The organism is Bradyrhizobium sp. 14AA, assembly GCF_054185205.1.
Window position 1 is genome coordinate 126,393 of sequence record NZ_JAVAYM010000004.1, and the last position, 18,655, is coordinate 145,047.

At 65.7% G+C, this 18,655-nt stretch carries 17 protein-coding genes; 12 read left to right on the forward strand and 5 right to left on the reverse strand.

What is annotated here, in order from left to right; all coding sequences use genetic code 11:
• The first annotated feature begins 136 nt into the window (after positions 1-136).
• The 8 genes from dnaK (at position 137) to RAD15_RS10630 (ending at position 7,580) form a co-directional block, all read left to right on the forward strand.
• Positions 137-2,038, forward strand: a complete 1,902-nt coding sequence (gene dnaK, locus RAD15_RS10595; protein ID WP_458177022.1) for a molecular chaperone DnaK — start codon at positions 137-139, stop codon at positions 2,036-2,038.
• A gap of 260 nt (positions 2,039-2,298) precedes the next feature.
• Positions 2,299-3,426 carry a molecular chaperone DnaJ gene (gene dnaJ / locus RAD15_RS10600; RefSeq protein ID WP_458177024.1) on the forward strand — a complete coding sequence of 376 codons (1,128 nt, stop codon included), beginning with the start codon at positions 2,299-2,301 and terminating at the stop codon, positions 3,424-3,426.
• Between the two features lie 88 nt (positions 3,427-3,514).
• On the forward strand, positions 3,515-4,114 hold the full coding sequence (locus RAD15_RS10605; RefSeq protein ID WP_027561640.1) for a class I SAM-dependent methyltransferase: 600 nt from the start codon (positions 3,515-3,517) through the stop codon (positions 4,112-4,114).
• Positions 4,115-4,171: 57 nt separating this feature from the next.
• Positions 4,172-4,750, forward strand: coding sequence for an NADPH-dependent FMN reductase (locus tag RAD15_RS10610; protein WP_458177026.1), 579 nt, complete (start codon positions 4,172-4,174; stop codon positions 4,748-4,750).
• 6 nt (positions 4,751-4,756) lie between these two features.
• Positions 4,757-5,467: an orotidine-5'-phosphate decarboxylase gene (gene pyrF, locus RAD15_RS10615; protein ID WP_458177028.1), complete on the forward strand. Its 711-nt coding sequence runs from the start codon at positions 4,757-4,759 to the stop codon at positions 5,465-5,467.
• A 23-nt stretch (positions 5,468-5,490) separates the two neighbouring features.
• Positions 5,491-5,805, forward strand: a complete 315-nt coding sequence (locus RAD15_RS10620; protein ID WP_458177030.1) for a DUF1330 domain-containing protein — start codon at positions 5,491-5,493, stop codon at positions 5,803-5,805.
• Positions 5,806-6,060: 255 nt separating this feature from the next.
• Positions 6,061-6,876 (forward strand): 4-hydroxy-tetrahydrodipicolinate reductase, encoded by an 816-nt coding sequence (dapB, locus tag RAD15_RS10625; protein ID WP_458177032.1) that lies wholly within the window; start codon positions 6,061-6,063, stop codon positions 6,874-6,876.
• An 80-nt stretch (positions 6,877-6,956) separates the two neighbouring features.
• Complete coding sequence (locus RAD15_RS10630) at positions 6,957-7,580, forward strand: 2,3-bisphosphoglycerate-dependent phosphoglycerate mutase (RefSeq protein ID WP_458177034.1); 624 nt, start codon at positions 6,957-6,959, stop codon at positions 7,578-7,580.
• 190 nt (positions 7,581-7,770) lie between these two features.
• Here RAD15_RS10630 and RAD15_RS10635 read toward each other — a convergent pair whose 3' ends face one another.
• Complete coding sequence (locus RAD15_RS10635) at positions 7,771-8,667, reverse strand: methylated-DNA--[protein]-cysteine S-methyltransferase (RefSeq protein WP_458177036.1); 897 nt, start codon at positions 8,665-8,667, stop codon at positions 7,771-7,773.
• A gap of 54 nt (positions 8,668-8,721) precedes the next feature.
• Positions 8,722-9,240, reverse strand: a complete 519-nt coding sequence (locus RAD15_RS10640; protein ID WP_458177038.1) for a DUF2244 domain-containing protein — start codon at positions 9,238-9,240, stop codon at positions 8,722-8,724.
• 22 nt (positions 9,241-9,262) lie between these two features.
• On the opposite strand from RAD15_RS10640, the gene nth reads away from it, so the two are divergent.
• Genes nth through RAD15_RS10655 form a run of 3 tightly spaced genes read left to right on the forward strand, consistent with a single transcriptional unit; the run spans position 9,263 to position 12,813 of the window.
• Positions 9,263-10,015: an endonuclease III gene (gene nth / locus RAD15_RS10645; RefSeq protein ID WP_458177041.1), complete on the forward strand. Its 753-nt coding sequence runs from the start codon at positions 9,263-9,265 to the stop codon at positions 10,013-10,015.
• 49 nt (positions 10,016-10,064) lie between these two features.
• Positions 10,065-11,201, forward strand: coding sequence for an HlyD family secretion protein (locus RAD15_RS10650; RefSeq protein ID WP_458177043.1), 1,137 nt, complete (start codon positions 10,065-10,067; stop codon positions 11,199-11,201).
• Positions 11,188-12,813, forward strand: a complete 1,626-nt coding sequence (locus RAD15_RS10655) for an MFS transporter (RefSeq protein WP_458177045.1) — start codon at positions 11,188-11,190, stop codon at positions 12,811-12,813. The genes RAD15_RS10650 and RAD15_RS10655 overlap by 14 nt, the downstream gene beginning before the upstream one ends.
• Positions 12,814-12,816: 3 nt before the next feature.
• Here RAD15_RS10655 and RAD15_RS10660 read toward each other — a convergent pair whose 3' ends face one another.
• Positions 12,817-13,557 carry a sulfate transporter family protein gene (locus tag RAD15_RS10660; protein ID WP_458177047.1) on the reverse strand — a complete coding sequence of 247 codons (741 nt, stop codon included), beginning with the start codon at positions 13,555-13,557 and terminating at the stop codon, positions 12,817-12,819.
• 356 nt (positions 13,558-13,913) lie between these two features.
• Here RAD15_RS10660 and RAD15_RS10665 point away from each other — a divergent pair, with 356 nt between their 5' ends.
• The gene (locus RAD15_RS10665; RefSeq protein ID WP_458177049.1) at positions 13,914-15,566 is read left to right on the forward strand and encodes a S53 family peptidase; all 1,653 of its coding nucleotides are present in this window, start codon (positions 13,914-13,916) and stop codon (positions 15,564-15,566) included.
• A gap of 97 nt (positions 15,567-15,663) precedes the next feature.
• Here RAD15_RS10665 and nikR read toward each other — a convergent pair whose 3' ends face one another.
• Both nikR and RAD15_RS10675 read right to left on the reverse strand, forming a co-directional pair.
• Positions 15,664-16,110, reverse strand: coding sequence for a nickel-responsive transcriptional regulator NikR (gene nikR, locus RAD15_RS10670; RefSeq protein WP_458177051.1), 447 nt, complete (start codon positions 16,108-16,110; stop codon positions 15,664-15,666).
• 57 nt (positions 16,111-16,167) lie between these two features.
• Positions 16,168-18,624, reverse strand: a complete 2,457-nt coding sequence (locus RAD15_RS10675; protein ID WP_458177053.1) for a heavy metal translocating P-type ATPase — start codon at positions 18,622-18,624, stop codon at positions 16,168-16,170.
• Between the last annotated feature and the right edge of the window lie 31 nt (positions 18,625-18,655).

Genomic DNA, 18,655 nt, shown 5'->3' on the forward strand with positions numbered 1-18,655 from the left:
GTCCTTGCGGCCCCCTCCCCCCCTCCTATATGACCCCCAATCATCGCAATATCGCGGATGTTTGATCTTAGGGGGTTTCGGTTCGGGTGCCTTCTGGGCCCAGCCAACCTGCCGCAAAAAGAAGGATATCAGGACCATGGGAAAGGTCATTGGGATCGACCTCGGCACCACGAACTCGTGCGTCGCCGTAATGGATGGCAAGAACGCCAAAGTCATCGAGAATTCCGAAGGCATGCGCACGACGCCTTCGATCGTCGCCGTCACGGACGACGGTGAGCGCCTCGTCGGCCAGCCGGCCAAGCGTCAGGCCGTCACCAATCCCGAGCGCACCTTCTTCGCAGTGAAGCGCCTCATCGGCCGCCGCTACGACGACCCGATGGTCGAGAAGGACAAGAAGCTCGTTCCGTACAAGATCGTGAAGGCTTCCAACGGCGACGCCTGGGTCGAGGCCGACGGCCAGACCTACTCGCCCTCGCAGGTCTCGGCCTTCATCCTTCAGAAGATGAAGGAGACCGCGGAAGCCCATCTCGGCCAGAAGGTCGACCAGGCCGTCATCACCGTTCCCGCCTACTTCAACGACGCCCAGCGCCAGGCGACCAAGGACGCCGGCAAGATCGCTGGCCTTGAAGTGCTGCGCATCATCAACGAGCCGACCGCGGCTGCGCTCGCCTACGGTCTCGACAAGACCAAGACCGGCACGATCGCCGTGTACGATCTCGGCGGCGGCACGTTCGATATCTCCATTCTCGAAATCGGCGACGGCGTGTTCGAGGTGAAGTCGACCAACGGCGACACCTTCCTCGGCGGCGAAGACTTCGACATGCGCCTAGTGGGTTACCTGGCCGACGAATTCCAGAAGGAGCAGGGCATCAACCTGCGCAACGACAAGCTCGCGTTGCAGCGCCTGAAGGAAGCCGCTGAAAAGGCCAAGATCGAGCTGTCGTCGACGACGCAGACCGAGATCAACCTGCCCTTCATCACCGCGGACCAGACCGGTCCGAAGCATCTGACCATGAAGCTCACCCGCGCCAAGTTCGAGGCGCTGGTCGACGACCTCATTCAGAAGACCGTCGAGCCCTGCCGCAAGGCGCTGAAGGACGCCGGTGTCACCGCCGGTGAGATCGGCGAAGTCGTTCTGGTCGGCGGCATGTCGCGCATGCCGAAGGTCCAGGAAGTCGTCAAGCAGCTGTTCGGCAAGGAGCCGCACAAGGGCGTCAACCCGGACGAAGTCGTGGCGATCGGCGCGGCGATCCAGGCCGGCGTGCTCCAGGGCGACGTCAAGGACGTGCTGCTGCTCGACGTCACCCCGCTGTCGCTGGGCATCGAGACGCTGGGCGGCGTGTTCACCCGCATCATCGACCGCAACACCACGATCCCGACCAAGAAGAGCCAGGTGTTCTCGACCGCCGAGGACAACCAGAACGCGGTCACCATCCGCGTCTTCCAGGGCGAGCGTGAAATGGCGGCCGACAACAAGATGCTCGGCCAGTTCGACCTGATGGGCATTCCGCCGGCCCCGCGCGGCATGCCGCAGATCGAGGTGACCTTCGACATCGACGCCAACGGCATCGTCAACGTCTCGGCCAAGGACAAGGCCACCGGCAAGGAGCAGCAGATCCGCATCCAGGCCTCCGGCGGCCTGTCGGAAGCCGACATTGACAAGATGGTCAAGGACGCCGAGGCCAATGCCGAGGCGGACAAGAAGCGCCGCGAGGCCGTGACCGCCAAGAACGAGGCCGATGGCCTGGTGCATTCGACCGAGAAGGCGCTCGCCGAGCACGGTTCGAAGGTCGGCGAGACCGAGCGCCGCGCCATCGAGGACGCCGTCGGCGACCTCAAGGAAGCGCTGAAGGGCGACGACGCCGAGGCGATCAAGGCCAAGACCCAGACGCTGGCCCAGGCTTCCATGAAGCTCGGCGAGGCCATGTACAAGCAGCAGGCCGAGGCCGACGCCAAGAAGGATGCGGCCAAGGACGACGTCGTCGACGCGGAGTTCACCGAAGTCGACGACGACAAGAACAACAAGAAGTCCGCCTGAACCCCAAGAGGGTCATGATGCGGACGGCTTGGACCCCACACGCTCTACCGGCCTCCTCCTTCGCGGGGGAGGCCGCCGTGTCGGGACGGGCGGGCCAAGGCTCTTCTAAAGTCGGCCCCGTTACGATCGATCAATTCCCAGCCGTTATGCTGAACGCCGCCATGCTGCCCTCTGCCGCCAGGCGGAAGGCTGCTTATATCGTCGTGTGGCGACGTCGTTTCGCTCCGACTTGAATCGCGATTGGATAGACCGAGTCTCACATGTCCACGTCCACCAAGCGCTGCTATTACGAAACCCTCGAAGTCGAACGCACGGCCGACGAGTCCGTCCTGAAGTCGTCCTTCCGCAAGCTGGCGATGAAGTTCCACCCCGACCGCAATCCCGGGGACGACACCAGCGAAGTCAAGTTCAAGGAAATCAACGAGGCCTACGAGGTCCTGAAAGACAAGGACAAGCGCGCCGCCTATGACCGCTACGGCCACGCCGCTTTCGAGCAGGGTGGCGGCGGCGCCGGCTTCGGCGCGGGCTTCGCCTCTTCCTTCTCCGACATTTTCGAAGATTTGTTCGGCATGGCCGGACAGCGCGGCCGCGGCGGCCGCGAGCGCGGCGCCGACCTGCGCTACAACATGGAAATCACGCTCGAGGAAGCCTTCGGCGGCAAGACCGCGCAGATCGAGATCCCGGTCTCGGTCACCTGCGAGGCCTGCTCGGGCATCGGCGCCAAGGCCGGCACCAAGCCGAAGACCTGCTCGACCTGCGGCGGCGCCGGCCGCGTGCGGCAGTCGCAGGGATTCTTCACGCTGGAGCGGACCTGTCCGGGCTGCCAGGGCCGCGGCCAGATGATCGAGGATGCCTGCCCGTCCTGCTCGGGCCAGGGCCGGGTCACCCGCGAGCGCACGCTGTCGGTCAACATCCCCCCGGGCGTCGAGGACGGCACCCGGATCAGGCTCGCCGGCGAGGGCGAGGCCGGGGTCCGCGGCGGCCCGCCCGGCGACCTCTACATCTTCCTGTCGCTGGCCCAGCACCAGTTCTTCCAGCGCGACGGCGCCGATCTGCATTGCCGCGTGCCGATCTCGATGGTGACGGCCGCCCTCGGCGGCGAATTCGAAGTGCCGACCATCGAAAAGGGCAAGGCCAAGGTGAAGGTGCCGGCCGGGACGCAGTCCAACCGCCGGTTCCGCATTGCGTCAAAGGGCATGCCGGTGCTGCGCTCGCGCCAGACCGGCGACATGTACGTTCAGGTCGTGGTCGAAACCCCGCAGAATCTCACCAAGAAGCAGCAGGAATTGCTGGCCGAGTTCGAAAAGCTCTCCTCCGGCAACACCCAGCCGGAATCCGAGGGCTTCTTCGCCAAGGTCAAGGATTTCTTCGGTAATCGGGCGAATTGAGTCGGCTTGACCGTATCGCTTGCGGTCTATACCTGTTTATGACCATTTTCTGACACGCCGCGGTCCCGCGGTCCCGTCCGGTCCTGACATGCCATTGCCATCGTCCGCGCGTGCGTTGAAGAAGCCCCGTCTTGATGACGAGGTGCGCTTTCTCCGATCATGGATCGAAAAGCCCCTGCACATGGGCGCGGTCATGCCGTCCGGCAAGCTGCTGGCCCGGACCATGGCCCATTACGTCGACATCGATTCGGACGCACCTGTGGTCGAGCTCGGCCCCGGCACTGGCGCCATCACCTCGGCCCTGGTCGAGCGCGGCGTCGACCAGAAACGCCTCGTCCTCGTCGAATACAATCCCGGCTTCTGCGCCCTGCTGCGCGACCGCTATCCGCAAGCCAAGGTGGTGCAGGGCGATGCCTATCGCCTCCGCGACACGCTCTGGAACGTCCTGAGCGCGCCGGCCTCCGCGGTCGTCTCCGGCCTGCCGCTGGTCACAAAACCGATGCTGACGCGGCTGCGGCTGATCCGCGACGCCTTCACGGCGCTCGCGCCCGGGGCGCCCTTCGTGCAGTTCACCTACGCGGTGGTGCCGCCGATCCCGAAATCGCTGCCCGGCGTGTCCACAGAGGCCTCGGAACGGATCTGGATGAACCTTCCGCCGGCCCGCGTCTGGGTGTATCGCAAGGACTAATTCCGCCGGCATGCTCCTTTGCGCGGCGGGCTCGTTTCGCCGAACGCATGGAAGCGGATGTCCGCACCCAAAATCCTGGTCATTCCCGGCTCGCTGCGCACCGGTTCGCACAATGCGAAGCTGGCAGCGGTCGCCGCCCATGAATTCGCCCAGGCCGGCGTCGACATCACCCGCATCTCGCTCGCCGATTTTCCGCTGCCGATCTACGACGGCGATCTCCAGGCCAAATCCGGCGTGCCCAAGCACGCGATCAATCTCAAGCGCATGATCGGCGCGCATCATGGCGTGCTGATCGTCTCGCCCGAGTACAACGCCTCGGTGCCGCCGCTGCTGAAGAACGCGATCGACTGGGTCAGCCGCGTCCACGATCTGCACGAGGCGCGCGGCGAGGTGTTCCGCAACCGCACCTTCGCGCTCGCCGGCGCCTCGCAGAGCCGGTTAGGTGCCGCCCGCGCGCTGCAGGCGCTCAGGCTGATCCTGACCTCCTGCCACGCCAATGTGATTGCCAGCCAGCTCACGCTCGGCTTTGCCGACCAGGCCTATGACGATATGGACAGGCTGAAGCACGAGGCCGATATCGCCGCCTTGAAGGAGCTGGTGCGGCAGTTGATCGACGTTTCCCAACGCATGATGTGAGGTGACATGACGCCAGCCGAGATCGCCCCGAAAGACCGCTTGATCGTCGCGCTCGATTTGCCGAGCGTCGAGGCTGCGGAAGCGATGATCGCGAGGCTCGGCGACAGCGTCACGTTCTACAAGATCGGCTATCAGCTGGCTTATGCCGGCGGCCTGCCGCTGATCGGCAAGCTCGCCGACAAGGGCAAGAAGGTTTTCGCCGATCTCAAGATGCACGACATCGGCAACACGGTGACGCGCGGCGTGGAGAGCGTTGCCAGGCTGGGGGCAACCTTCGTCACCGTGCATGCCTATCCGCAGACCATGAAGGGCGCCGTCGAAGGCCGCGGCAGCGCCAGCCTGAAGATCCTCGCCGTCACGGTGCTGACCTCCTACAACGACGATGATTTGCATGCGGCCGGCTATCGGCTCAGCGTCTCCGAGCTGGTCGAGGCGCGTGCGCAGCAGGCGCAGGTGCTCGGCGTCGACGGCCTCGTGTCCTCGCCGGAGGAGGTCGGCGCGTTGCGCAAGATCGTCGGCCACCAGATGAGCCTCGTCACGCCCGGCATCCGCCCGGCGGGTTCGGCAAGCGGCGACCAGAAGCGCATCATGACGCCGGGCCGCGCGATCAGCGCCGGCGCAGACTATCTCGTTGTCGGACGCCCGGTGGTGGAAGCCGCCGATCCCAAGGCGATCGCAGAGGCCATCCACGCCGAGATCGCGCAGGCGCTTGGCTAAGCAACAACACACGGAGAAGAACAATGGCAGCTAAGGGCTACTGGATCGGACGCGTCGATGTGTCCAACGACGAGGGCTACAAGCCCTATGCGGTCGCCAACGGTCCGATCTTCAAGAAATGGGGCGGCCGCTTCGCCGTCCGCGGCGGCAAGTTCACCACCGTCGAGGGCGCAAGCCGCACCCGCAACGTCGTGATCGAATTCCCGGACTATCAGACCGCGATCGCCTGCTACAACTCGCCGGAATACCAGGCCAACATCAAGGTGCGCCAGCCGCACTCGATCGCCGACCTCATCATCATCGAGGGCTATGACGGCCCGCAGCCGCAGGACGGCTGAGGTACACTCTCGTCTTACCCTCCCCTGGAGGGGGAGGGTCGCTGAGCATGTAGCGAAGCGGAATGCGCAGCGGGGTGGGGTGATCTCTCCACTCGGGCACTGTTCGTCGCGGAAAGACTGTCACCCCACCCCGCTCGCGCTGCGCGCGATCGACCCTCCCCCTCCAGGGGAGGGTGAGAGCATGCCGCCCGTTCCTGGGCCTCGGTTGCCGGAACTGCATCCCCCCGCTACAACGGCGGCGAAGAGGATCACACCATGTCCGACATGCGCTTGATTGTTGCAGGAGCCGGCGGCCGGATGGGCCGCGCGCTGGTGCGGGCGATTGCCGAGAGCAAAGGCGCGGTGCTGGCGGGCGCGCTGGAGGCGCCGGGCTCGGAGCTGCTCGGCAAGGATGCCGGCGTGCTCGCAGGCCTGCCGGCCAACGACATCAAGCTCTCCGCCGATCTCTGGGCGATGTCGAAGGATGCCGACGGCATCCTCGATTTCACCGTTCCGGCGGCGACCATCGCCAATGTCGCGATCGCGGCACAGCGCGGCATCGTGCATGTCGTCGGCACGACCGGTTTGTCGGGCTCCGACAATGCCGTGATCAAGAGCGTCACCAACCGCGCCGTCGTGGTGCAGTCAGGCAATATGAGCCTGGGGGTCAATCTGCTCGCCGCGGTCGTCAAGCGCGTCGCCAAGGCACTCGACGAAAGCTTCGACATCGAGATCGTCGAGACCCATCACCGCATGAAGATCGATGCGCCCTCGGGCACGGCGCTGATGCTGGGCCAAGCCGCAGCCAGCGGCCGCGGCGTCACCCTCGACGAACATTGCGAGCGTGGCCGCGACGGCATCACCGGCGCGCGCAGGCCGGGCAATATCGGCTTCGCCTCCTTGCGCGGCGGCACCGTGGCCGGCGATCACAGCGTCAGCTTCCTCGGCCCGTTCGAGCGCCTGACGCTGTCGCATCAGGCCGAGGACCGCATGCTGTTCGCTCACGGTGCGCTCAAGGCGGCGCTGTGGGCGCATGGCAAGGCGCCGGGGCATTACTCCATGGCCGACGTGCTCGGCCTGTCCGACATCTGAACGAGCATGATCCGGAAAAGTGTGAAGCGGTTTTCCGACAAGATCATGCTCAAAACAATAAACAACACGGAAAGCAGTTGATGAGCGAACGTCTTCTCGTGCTCGTGCGCCACGGCCAGAGCGAATGGAATCTGAAGAATCTGTTCACCGGGTGGAAGGACCCTGACCTCACCGAGCTCGGCGTCAGCGAAGCCAGGGAAGCCGGCCGCAAGCTGAAGGCGCAGGGCCTCGTGTTCGACGTCGCCTACACCTCGGTGCTGACGCGCGCGCAGCACACGCTCGATCTCATCCTCGGCGAGCTCGACCAGAAGGGCCTGCCGACGGAGAAGAACCTCGCGCTGAACGAGCGCGACTATGGCGATCTCTCCGGCCTCAACAAGGACGACGCGCGCAAGAAATGGGGCGAGGACCAGGTGCTGATCTGGCGCCGCTCCTACGACGTGCCGCCGCCCGGCGGCGAAAGCCTGAAGGACACGCTGGCGCGGGCACTGCCGTACTACGTTCAGGAGATCCTGCCCGGCGTGCTGAACGGCAAGCGCACCCTGGTCGCCGCCCACGGCAATTCGCTGCGCGCGCTGATCATGGTGCTCGAAAAGCTCTCGCCCGAAGGCATTCTGAAGCGCGAGCTGGCGACGGGCGTGCCGATCATCTACCGGCTCAACGCGGATTCGACGGTGGCGTCGAAGCTGGATCTGGCGGGCTGAGCTGGATTGCGTGAGGTGCGGCGAGGCCGTGCCTCCTACTCGGTGTCGTCCTGGCGAAAGCCAGGACCCATACCCACCGTCCGCTGTTTTGCGAAGATTGGTGGTGGGCACCTGCTGACACAATTCCCTTTTGGGGTAATGGGTCCTGGCTTTCGCCAGGACGACCATGTGGAAGCAGGTCGCGTATTGCCTACTGCATCCCCAGCTGCCCGGCTTCCCAGCCCAGCATCGCCTGCTTGCGGGTGATGCCCCAGTGATAGCCGGTGAGCGTGCCGCTCTTGCCGAGTGCGCGGTGGCAGGGCACGACGAAGGAGACCGGGTTCTTGCCGACGGCGGCGCCGACGGCGCGCGAGGCCTTCGGGTTGTTGATGTTGCAGGCGATGTCGGAATAGGACACCGCGCGGCCCATCGGGATCTTCAGCAGCGTCTCCCACACCCGCACCTCGAAATCGGTGCCGATCATCACCACGCGCAGCGGCTGGTCGGGCCGCCAGAGCTTCGTATCGAAGATGCGCGCGGCCAGCCGCGCGGTGCCTTCGTGATCTTCGACGTAAGTCGCCTTCGGCCAGCGTCGCGTCATGTCGGCGAGCGCGACCTTCTCTTCACCGGGATCGGCGAAGGCGAGGCCCGAGAGGCCACGGTCGGTGGCGATCACGATGGCCGTGCCGAACGGCGAGGGGTGGAAGCCGTAGCGCAGGATGAGGCCCGCGCCGCCATTCTTCCATTCGCCCGGCGACATCGCTTCATGGGTAACGAAGAGATCGTGCAACCGGCCGGGACCCGAGAGCCCTGAGTCGAGCGCGGCGTCGAGGATGCTCGCGGAGTCCCGCAACAGACCCTTGGCGTGATCGAGCGTCAGCGCCTGCATGAAGGCCTTCGGCGTGATCGAGGCCCAGCGGCGGAACAAATGATGCAGCTCATCCGGCGTGACACCGGCGGCATCCGCCATCGCCTCGATGGTCGGCTGCGCGCGCCAGTTCTCCGAGATGAAAGCGATCGCCCGGCGCACCGAATCATAGTCGCGCAACGCGGCGTTCTGGGAGCCCGGCCTGGCCAGGCGCTGGTCATGTATGGCGAGTGTCATCATGACTGAAAATGTAGGAGCGCGGACGGTTCGAAACCACCCGATTTCTGACTGTTTTCAGGTCACCGGATTGTAGGTCGGACCACGCCGGGCGGCATTCAGTGCGCCAACCAAGGCATTGTAAAAGCTTGATTTTTCTTCCGGCCCCAGAAAGCCGGCGATGATAAGCCGATGGCCGCGCGAGATCAGATAGAGGTGCTCGAGGCCGTATTCCTCGTCGATCTCCTGGTCGAGCCGGACCCACAGCGGATTGAAGATCCATTCCGAGACCTGGCCGCGATGGCTGACGCGCCGTACGCGCAGTTCCGAGGGCGTGACCACGATCTCCTCGCTGGCCCGCGCTGCGCGGAAATTGACCTTGAAGGCCCACCAGATCACCAGCACGTCGAGGCCGAAGAAGCCGAACACCGGCCAGGCGCCCATCATCAGGAAGGCGAGGCCGGTCACGAAGCTGACGACGCTCAGGAACAGCATCACGGCGAGGAAGCCGGTGCGGTTCAGCGAGCGGTGCGGCGTCAACAGCGCGGAGAAGATTTGCACCTCGCGCTCGCGCTCAATTTCGTTGCCTGTGCTCATCGTCCCTCAGTATATCCCGATCATGGCGAAAATCACCCGCAAGCCGGCCCCGCGCAAAGCGTCCGTGCCGAAGAAGAAGGCAAAGGCCGCCGTCGCGAAGCCGAAGGCTCCGGCCAAGAAATCACTTAAAGCCATGAAACCCTGGACGCCCGTGGAGGTCCGCGAGGTCTTCAGTCGTTTCCGCAAGGCCAATCCGGAACCGAAGGGCGAGCTCGAGCACGTCAATCCGTTCACGCTGCTGGTTGCCGTGGTGCTGTCGGCGCAGGCGACCGACGCAGGCGTCAACAAGGCGACGCGCGCCCTGTTCGAGGTTGCCGACACCCCGCAGAAGATGCTCGATCTCGGCGAGGAGCGTTTGCGCGAGTACATCAAGACCATCGGCCTCTACCGCACCAAGGCCAGGAACGTGATCGCGCTGTCGGCAAAAATGCTCAGCGATTTCGGCGGCGAGGTGCCGCGCACGCGAGCCGAGATCGAGTCATTGCCGGGCGCCGGGCGCAAGACCGCCAACGTTGTGCTCAACATGGCCTTCGGCGAGCACACCATGGCGGTCGACACCCATGTGTTCCGCCTCGGCAACCGCACCGGGCTCGCGCCCGGCAAGACGCCGCTCGACGTCGAGCTTGGTCTCGAAAAGGTGATCCCGGCCGAGTTCATGCTGCATGCCCATCATTGGCTGATCCTGCACGGCCGCTATACTTGCCTCGCGCGCAAGCCGCGCTGCGAGGTGTGCCTGATCAACGATCTCTGCCGCTGGCCGGAGAAGACGGTCTGAGGTTGCGGCGAGACTTGCGTTCTGGCGAAGTCGTCTTTGGGGGCATGTCGTGAGTCAGCAGGAACAAGTCTCGGCGCCATCACCTGTCGTAGCACCCGCCCCACCACCCAAGCCGACGCAGCGGCCGGCGAGTTCGCTGTGGAGCCGGTTCGCGATCCCGCTCTTCGCCGTGATCGTCGCGCTCGGCTTCGTCGCGCTGGCGACGCTGCGCTTCGACGAATGGGTCGGCAATGCCGTGATCCAGACCACCAACGATGCCTATGTGCGCTCCGAGCTGACGCGGCTTGCGAGCCGCGTCTCCGGCGAAGTGCTGACTGTCGCCGTCACCGACTTCCAGCGCGTCAAGGCCGGCGATCTCCTGATCCAGATCGATCCCGCCGATTACGAGGCGCAGGTCGCGCAGGCCGAAGCCGCAGTCGCCGCCGCGCAAGCCGCGCTCGACAACCTCGCGAACCAGGTCGAGCTGCAATATGCGACGATCGCGCAGGCGCAGGCCGCGCGGCTGTCCGCGGAAGCGATGGAGGTCGAGGCGAAACAGGAGCAGGAGCGCCAGCAGTCGCTGTCGCAGACCGAATCCGGCACGCGGCAGCGGTTCGAGCAGGCGGTGGCCGCTTACGCCAAGGCCCAGGCCGATGTGCGCGCGAGCCGCGCCGTGATCGCAGCCCAGCAGCACCAGCTCGAAGTCCTGCAAGGCACCAGGAAGCAGCGCGCGGCCGATCTCGACGCCAGCAAGGCGACGCTGGCGAGCGCGAAGCTCAAGCTCGGCTACACCAAAATATTGGCGCCGTTCGATGGCGTCGTCGGCGAGCGCCAGGTGCAGCCCGGCGACTACGTCAACATCGGCACCAATCTCATCAATGTGGTGCCGCTGCCGAAAGTCTACGTCATCGCGAACTACAAGGAGACCCAGCTCACGCATGTCGCGCCGGGCCAGCCGGTCGAGATCACCGTCGACGGTTTTCCGCGCGAAAGGCTGCGCGGCCGGGTCGAGCGCATCGCGCCGGCGACGGGTGCGCAGGTCGCGCTGCTGCCGCCTGATAACGCCACCGGCAATTTCACCAAGGTGGTGCAGCGCATTCCCGTGCGGATCCAGCTCGACGACAACCAGCAGCTCACGGCGCGGTTGGTGCCGGGCATGTCGGTCATTACCAGCATCGACACCAGGGCCGGCAATGGCGGAAAGTGACGGCGGCGATCGCGGACCGGTCTCGCGTGGTGGCGTCGCGTCTCAGCCCTTGTTTGCCGTGGCGGCGGTGCTGCTCGGTTCGTTCCTCGCCAATTTCGACAGCCGGCTGACCACGGTCGGCCTGCCCGACCTGCGGGGCGCGTTCTCGCTCTCGTTCGACGAGGGCGCGTGGCTCTCCACCGCCGGCATCGGTTCGCAGATCCTGATCGCGCCCGCGGTGGCCTGGCTCGCCACCGTGTTCGGCCTGCGCCGCGTGCTCGGTATTCCAAGCCTCGTCTATGCCGCGGTGTCGCTGACCATTCCCTTCGTGAATGACTATCCGACCTTGCTCGCGCTCAGCGTCGTGCACGGTCTGCTGCTCGGCACCTTCGTGCCGGCGACGCTGATGATCGTGTTCCGCAATCTGCCGATCCGCTGGTGGCTGCCGGCGATCTCGATCTATTCGATCCGCGTCGGCTTTGCGCTGGACACCTCGAGCTCGCTGGTCGGCTTCTATGTCGACCATCTCGGCTGGCAATGGCTGTATTGGCAGGGCGTGGTGATCGCGCCGCTGATGGGCCTGATGGTCTATTTGGGCACGCCGAACGAGCCGGTGAACCGCGCGCTGCTGCGCGAGGCCGATTGGGGCGGCATGCTGCTGCTCGGCGCAGGGGTCTCGATGATCTATGCCGGCCTCGACCAGGGCAACCGGCTGGACTGGCTGGGATCGGGAACGGTGATGGCGCTGCTCGCCGCCGGCGCGGTGCTGTTCGCAGCCTTCCTCGTCAACGAGTCGCTGGTGCGGCAGCCCTGGGCGCATGTCAATGTGCTGTTCTCGCGCAATATCGGATTGGGGCTGGTCCTGATCCTGCTCTACACGCTGACCAGCCTGTCCAACGCGTCGCTGGTGCCGAACTTCCTCGCCACCATCGGCCTGCTCAGGCCCGAGCAGAGCGGCCTCCTGATGTTCACCTATGGCGCCTTGCCGATGTTCGTGCTGGTGCCGCTCTCGATCTGGCTGCTGCGGCATTTCGATACGCGGACGGTGCTGGTGGTGGGATTTGCCTGCTTTGCCGCGGCCAATCTCTGGGGAACCCAGCTCACCCATGACTGGGCGCGCGAGGATTTCATCGGCATCGTGCTGCTCCAGGCGATCGGGCAGTCGCTGACACTGCTGCCGCTGATCATCACGTTGCTGTCGAACTCCGATCCGAGCCGCGCCACCTCCTTTGCCGCCTATATCCAGATCATGCGGCTCGGCGGCGCCGAGATCGGCGTGGCGCTGATGGGGACGTGGCTGCGCGTGCGCGAGCAGGTCCATTCCTTCTATCTCGGCCAGAACCTCACCGTCGGCGATGTCGACGTGGTCCGCATGCTGAAGCAGCTCGCCGACCATTTTGCGGCCCATGGTGCCGGCACCGCGCAGGCGCGCGCGGTGGGCACGCTCGCCGGCTTCGTGCAGCGCGAAGCCAACGTGCTCGCCTATATCGACGGCTTCTGGCTCTGCTTCTGGATCGCGATGGCCGCGCTCGGCTGCGTCGCGCTGATCACCCGCGCCCCGCCCGGCCCGTTCACGCCGGCGCCGTTCGGCTTCGCCAAGATGCTGCTGCGCAAATGCGGGGCGATAACGTAGGAATCACCGCATCTGCCGCGCCGGCTCGATCAGTTCCGGCCGCGGGCCTGATAGCCGCTTGTGCATGTGGACCATGAAGGCCATGCCGAAGATCGGCGTTGCCAGATTGACGATCGGGATCGAGACGAAGGCCGCGATGAACAGGCCGGCGGTGAAGATGGTGGCGGCATTGTCGCGCCGCATTGCCTTGGCCTCTTCCGGCGGGCGGAAGCGCATCGCGGCAAGCTCGAAATATTCACGGCCGAGCAGCCAGGCGGCGGCGATGAAGAAGATCAGGAAGCCGGCGCCGGCAAACAACACCAGCGGCAGCGCAACCAGATAAACCAGGATCGTCAGCAGCGCGGTCTTGATGCCCTCGAAGATCGCATGGTTGAAGGGCAGCGCGACGCCGGGCCGCTCGGCGGGATAGTGCTCGCGCTCGACGATGTCGGCGACGTCGTCGACGAACAGGCTCGCCACCAGCGAGGTGATCGCGGGCATCAGGAACACGCCGCCGAACACGACGCCGAGGCCGGCGGCGATCGAGACGATCCAGGACAAGACCTCGAGCGAGGAGTGCCAGCCCGGGCCGAGCAGGCCCTCCAGCCAGACCTCGCCATAGGTCGCAAACCAGCTCAGCAGCCGCTGCAAGCCGATCGCCAGCACGACAATCAGCACGAGCGCAAGCCCGACCGACCGCCACAGGATCGAGCGCATCGGCGGCGATATCATTTGCGACAGCGCCTTCACGGCGGCATCCAGCATGGGGCACCCTCTCACGAAACCATGCGCGAGAGGTAGACACCCCGAGCCGCTTCGGCAAGGGATGCTGGCCTGTTGACGGTGGCGGCTTCAAGGCGCCGCCAGTTTGATTTTGACAAGCGGCTTCCGCCGGTCGGCCGGTTTCGCCGACCGTTACAATTTTAAATCGCGTTTTATGGTGGCGGATGGGTCGGGTCTATTGACCGGTTTCGCGCCAATCCCGGCTGCGGTTCATTTCTCCTGCCAAATAAGGGTTTTTCTGAAAATAATTTGCGTGCGCTCTGAACCAAATCACATGTCAGATTACACCTATAGTTGAGGTGCGACAATCTGCCTTCCAATCACAAACGGAGGAAGTCATGGCAAGCTCGACCAAGCGTGTCGCGCTGTTGAACAGCGCGCGGAAATTGCCGAAGGGAGCCAAGCTCGTCGGCGCGGCCGATCCCAAGCAGGAAATCGAGATCAGCGTTCGGCTGCGCGCCCGGCGTGCGCAGGCGGCCGACGACGAGTCCATGATGGCGCTCGGCGCGCAGCCGCCGCGCGAGCGGCAGTATCTCACGCGTGCCGAGTTCGCCGAGCAGAGGGGCGCCGACCCCGCCGACGTCGCCAGGATCGACGACTTCGCGCACCATCACGATCTCAACGTCAAGAGCGTGCATCTGGCGTCGCGCACGGTGAAGCTGACCGGCACGGTGAAGGCGCTCAGTGCGGCCTTCGGCGTCAAGCTCAACAAGGTCAGGCACGAGGGCGCGACCTATCGCATGCGCAAGGGCAGCGTGCAGATTCCGGCCGATCTGGCCGACATCGTCGTCGGCGTGCACGGTCTCGACAACCGGCCGGTGGCGCAGCCGCACTTCCGGCGCAAGACCGCGAAGAAGGGTGTGACGGCGCGCGCGGCGCGGGCCGGCAGCTTCTCGGTCGAACGGATCGCCGAGCTCTACAATTTCCCCGGCGGCGAGACCGGTGCCGGCCAGTGCATCGCCATCATCGAGCTCAACGATATCGACCAGAAGGGCCATCCGACCGGCGCCGGCTACAAGACGTCGGACTTGCGCACTTTCTTCAAGAAGGCCGGCATCCCGATGCCGCAGATCGCGCCCGCGAGCGTCGACGGCGGTGCCAACAAGCCCGGTCATTCCGACGCCGACGGCGAGGTCGTGCTCGACATCGAGGTCGCCGGCGCCATCGCGCCGGGCGCCAAGCTCGTGGTCTATTTCGCGCCCAACACCACCAACGGCTTCATCGACGCCGTGAAGGCCGCGGTCCACGACACCGCGCGAAAGCCCTCGGTGATCTCGATCAGCTGGGGCGGTCCGGAAGATCAGGAAGGCTCGCAGCAATTCGTCGACGGCCTGAACGAGGCGATCCGCGACGCCGCCGCGATGGGGGTTACCGTCTGTGTCGCCTCCGGCGATAACGGCTCGGCCGACATGGGCGAGGATTGGGACGGCAAACCGCACGCCGACTTCCCGGCCTCCAGTCCCTTTGCGCTCGCCTGCGGCGGCACCAATCTGCAGGCGCCGAACGGGCACATCAACGAGGTGGTCTGGAACGGCGGCTTGCAAGGCGGCGCCGGTGGCGGCGGCGTCAGCGTCATGTTCGCGCAGCCGAAATATCAGGCTCACGCCCACGTGCCGAAATCGCCGGCGCACCAGCACGGCCGTGGCGTGCCCGACGTTGCCGGTGACGCCGATCCCGCGACCGGCTACCAGATATTCCTCAACGGCGTCGGCACCACGATCGGCGGCACCAGTGCGGTGGCGCCGCTGATGGCCGGGTTGATCGCCCGCATCAACGAGGCCACGACGAAGAAGTTCGGCAAGACCGTCGGCTTCATCAACCCGCTGATCTACGCCACGCACGCGCAGGGCGTGTTCCGCGACATCACGCAAGGCAATAATGATATCACCGGCGACCTGCACGGCATGTACAAGGCCGGCCCCGGCTGGGACGCCTGCTCCGGCCTCGGCGTCCCCAACGGCGCGGCGTTGCAGGATCTGCTGACGGCGTGAGTTCCTCTTCCCTTCTCCCCTTGTGGGAAGGTTCAGCTCTCCTGTCCCGGACGCAGCGCGGCATGAAATGACGCGCTGCTGAGCCGGGACCCAGGAGCTACTCGTGCCGGTGCCCATGCTTCCTTAACTTCGCCGGCTTCCCGTCCCCCGTCGGAATCATCACCACGCGCCCATAGCGCACGCCGCGTTCGGCGATGATGTGGTCGGCAAAATGCCGGACCTCGGAGGCGCTGCCGCGCAGGGCTGTCATCTCCATGCAATTGTCCTCATCGAGATGGACATGCAGCGTTGCCAGCGCGAGGTCGTGATGGCCGTGAAATTCCTGCACCAGCCGCTTTGAGAGATCGCGCGCGGCGTGGTCGTAGACATAGACGAGGCCGGCCACGCATTGGCCGGTCCCTGCTGTGTCCTCGCTCGTCTGCTGCAGTCCGGCACGCGCGAGGTCGCGGATGATCTCGGAACGATTCTGGTAGCCGCGCGCTTGCGCCGCCGCGTCGATCTCCGCCAGGAGGTCGTCCTCGATCGTGATCGTTATCCGCTGCATCAGGTCCTCTCCGCGCGTATCGCCGAATGGACCTGTTTTACACGGATTTGGCGACCCTCACAGCCGCGTGGCCCGCAGCCGCAGCGCATTACCGACCACGCTCACCGATGACAGCGCCATCGCCGCCGCGGCAATGATCGGCGAGAGCAGCACGCCGAAGGTCGGATAGAGGATGCCGGCCGCGATCGGAATGCCGGCGGCGTTGTAGATGAAGGCGAAGAACAGGTTTTGCCGGATGTTGCTCATGGTCGCCTGCGACAGTTTTCGCGCGCGGACGATGCCGACGAGATCGCCCTTGAGCAGAGTCACGCCCGCGCTCTCCATCGCGACGTCAGTGCCGGTGCCCATGGCGATGCCGACTTCGGCCGCGGCCAGCGCCGGCGCGTCGTTGACGCCGTCGCCGGCCATCGCGACGCTGCGGCCGGCCTTTTGCAGTTTTGTGACCACCGCGCTCTTCTGGTCCGGCAGCACCTCGGCCTCGACCTCGGCGATGCCGAGCCGGCGCGCCACCGCTTCCGCCGTGGTGCGATTGTCGCCGGTCAGCATGATCACCTTGATGCCTTCGGCCGCGAGCGCCTTCAGCGCCTCCGGGGTCGAGGCCTTGACCGGATCGGCGATCGCGAACAGGCCGGCCAGCCGGCCGTCGACGGCCATGTTGATCACGGTCGCGCCATCGCTGCGCAGGCGTTCGGCCTCAGCGTCGAGCGCCTTGGTGTCGATGCCGATCGACGACAGGTATTTCGCGTTACCGAGCACGACGGCCTTTCCGTCAACCGTGCCGGTCGCGCCCTTGCCGGTCGGCGAATCGAACTGCTCGACCTGACCGAGCGCGAGCTGCTTCTCCTTGGCCGCACGTACGATCGCGTCGGCCAGGGGATGCTCGCTGGCACGCTCGACGCTGGCGGCAATGCGCAGGATGTCATCTTCCGCAAAACCGGCAGCCGGCACGATCGTGACCACCTTGGGCTTGCCCTCGGTCAGCGTGCCGGTCTTGTCGACGACCAGCGTGTCGATCTTCTCCATCCGCTCCAGCGCCTCGGCGTTCTTGATCAGCACGCCTGCCTGCGCGCCGCGGCCGACGCCGACCATGATCGACATCGGGGTCGCGAGGCCCAGCGCACAGGGGCAGGCGATGATCAACACGCTGACCGCGGCAACGAGGCCAAAGGCGAGCCGCGGCTCCGGCCCGAACCAGGCCCAGGCGGCAAAGGCGGCGATGGCAACGGCGATCACGGCCGGCACGAACCAGCCGGCGACTTGGTCGGCCAGCCGCTGGATCGGCGCGCGCGAGCGCTGCGCGTCCGCGACCATCTGCACGATCTGCGACAGCAGCGTCTCGCGCCCGACCTTGTCAGCGCGCATGATGAAGCTGCCCGACTGATTGAGCGTCCCGGCGATGACCTTGGCGCCCGTCTCCTTGGTGACCGGCATGGATTCGCCCGTCACCAGCGACTCGTCGAGCGAGGAACGGCCCTCGAGGATGGTGCCGTCGACCGGCACCTTCTCGCCGGGACGCACGCGCAGGCGGTCGCCGGCGTGCAGCGTATCGATCTCGACCTCATGCTCGCCGCCATCGGAATCGACGCGGCGCGCGGTCTTCGGAGCAAGCTGCAGCAGCGCCTTGATCGCGCCCGAGGTCGCATCGCGGGCGCGCAGCTCCAGCACCTGGCCGAGCAGCACCAGCACGGTGATGACGGCGGCGGCCTCGAAATAGACGGCGACCGCGCCTTCATGGCCGCGGAAATTGGCGGGGAAGATCTGCGGTGTGACGGTGCCGAGGACGCTGTAGACATAGGCAACGCCCGTGCCCATCGCGATCAGCGTGAACATGTTGAGGTTGCGCGTCAGCAGCGATTGCCAGCCGCGGACGAAGAACGGCCAGCCGGCCCACAGCACCACGGGGGTCGCGAAGACAAGCTGGATCCAGTTCGACAGCGTCGCGTCGATCCAGTTGTGCGGGCCCGCGAGATGGCCGCCCATCTCCAGCACCACCGGCGGCAGCGCCAGCACGCCGCCGATCCAGAATCGCCGCGTCATGTCGGCGAGCTCCGGATTGGGGCCGGTCTCCAGGCTCGCGACCTCAGGCTCCAGCGCCATGCCGCAGATCGGACAGCTTCCGGGTCCGACCTGGCGGATCTCCGGATGCATCGGGCAGGTGTAGATCGTACCCGCCGGCATCTCCGGCTCGGGCGCCTTTTCCTTGGCGAGGTATTTGGCGGGATCGGCGGCGAATTTGGTGCGGCAGCCCGCCGAGCAGAAATGGAAAGTCTCGCCGTGATGGTCGAAACGTTGCTTCGAGGTCGCGGGATCGACCGTCATGCCGCAGACGGGATCGAGGACCTTGGCGGCCATGTCGGCGTGGCCATGCGTGTGGTGATGAGCATGGCCGGCGTGATCGCCGTGTCCGCCGCAGCAGGAGGACTCCGCCGGCTTGGCCGTTGCCGGGGCAGCCTTTGCGGAACAACCGCATCCGGAGTGTCCGTCGGCGTCGTGATGATGCTCGTGTTCGTTCATTGCCATGCTCCGGCCTTCGCACTCGGTCTTG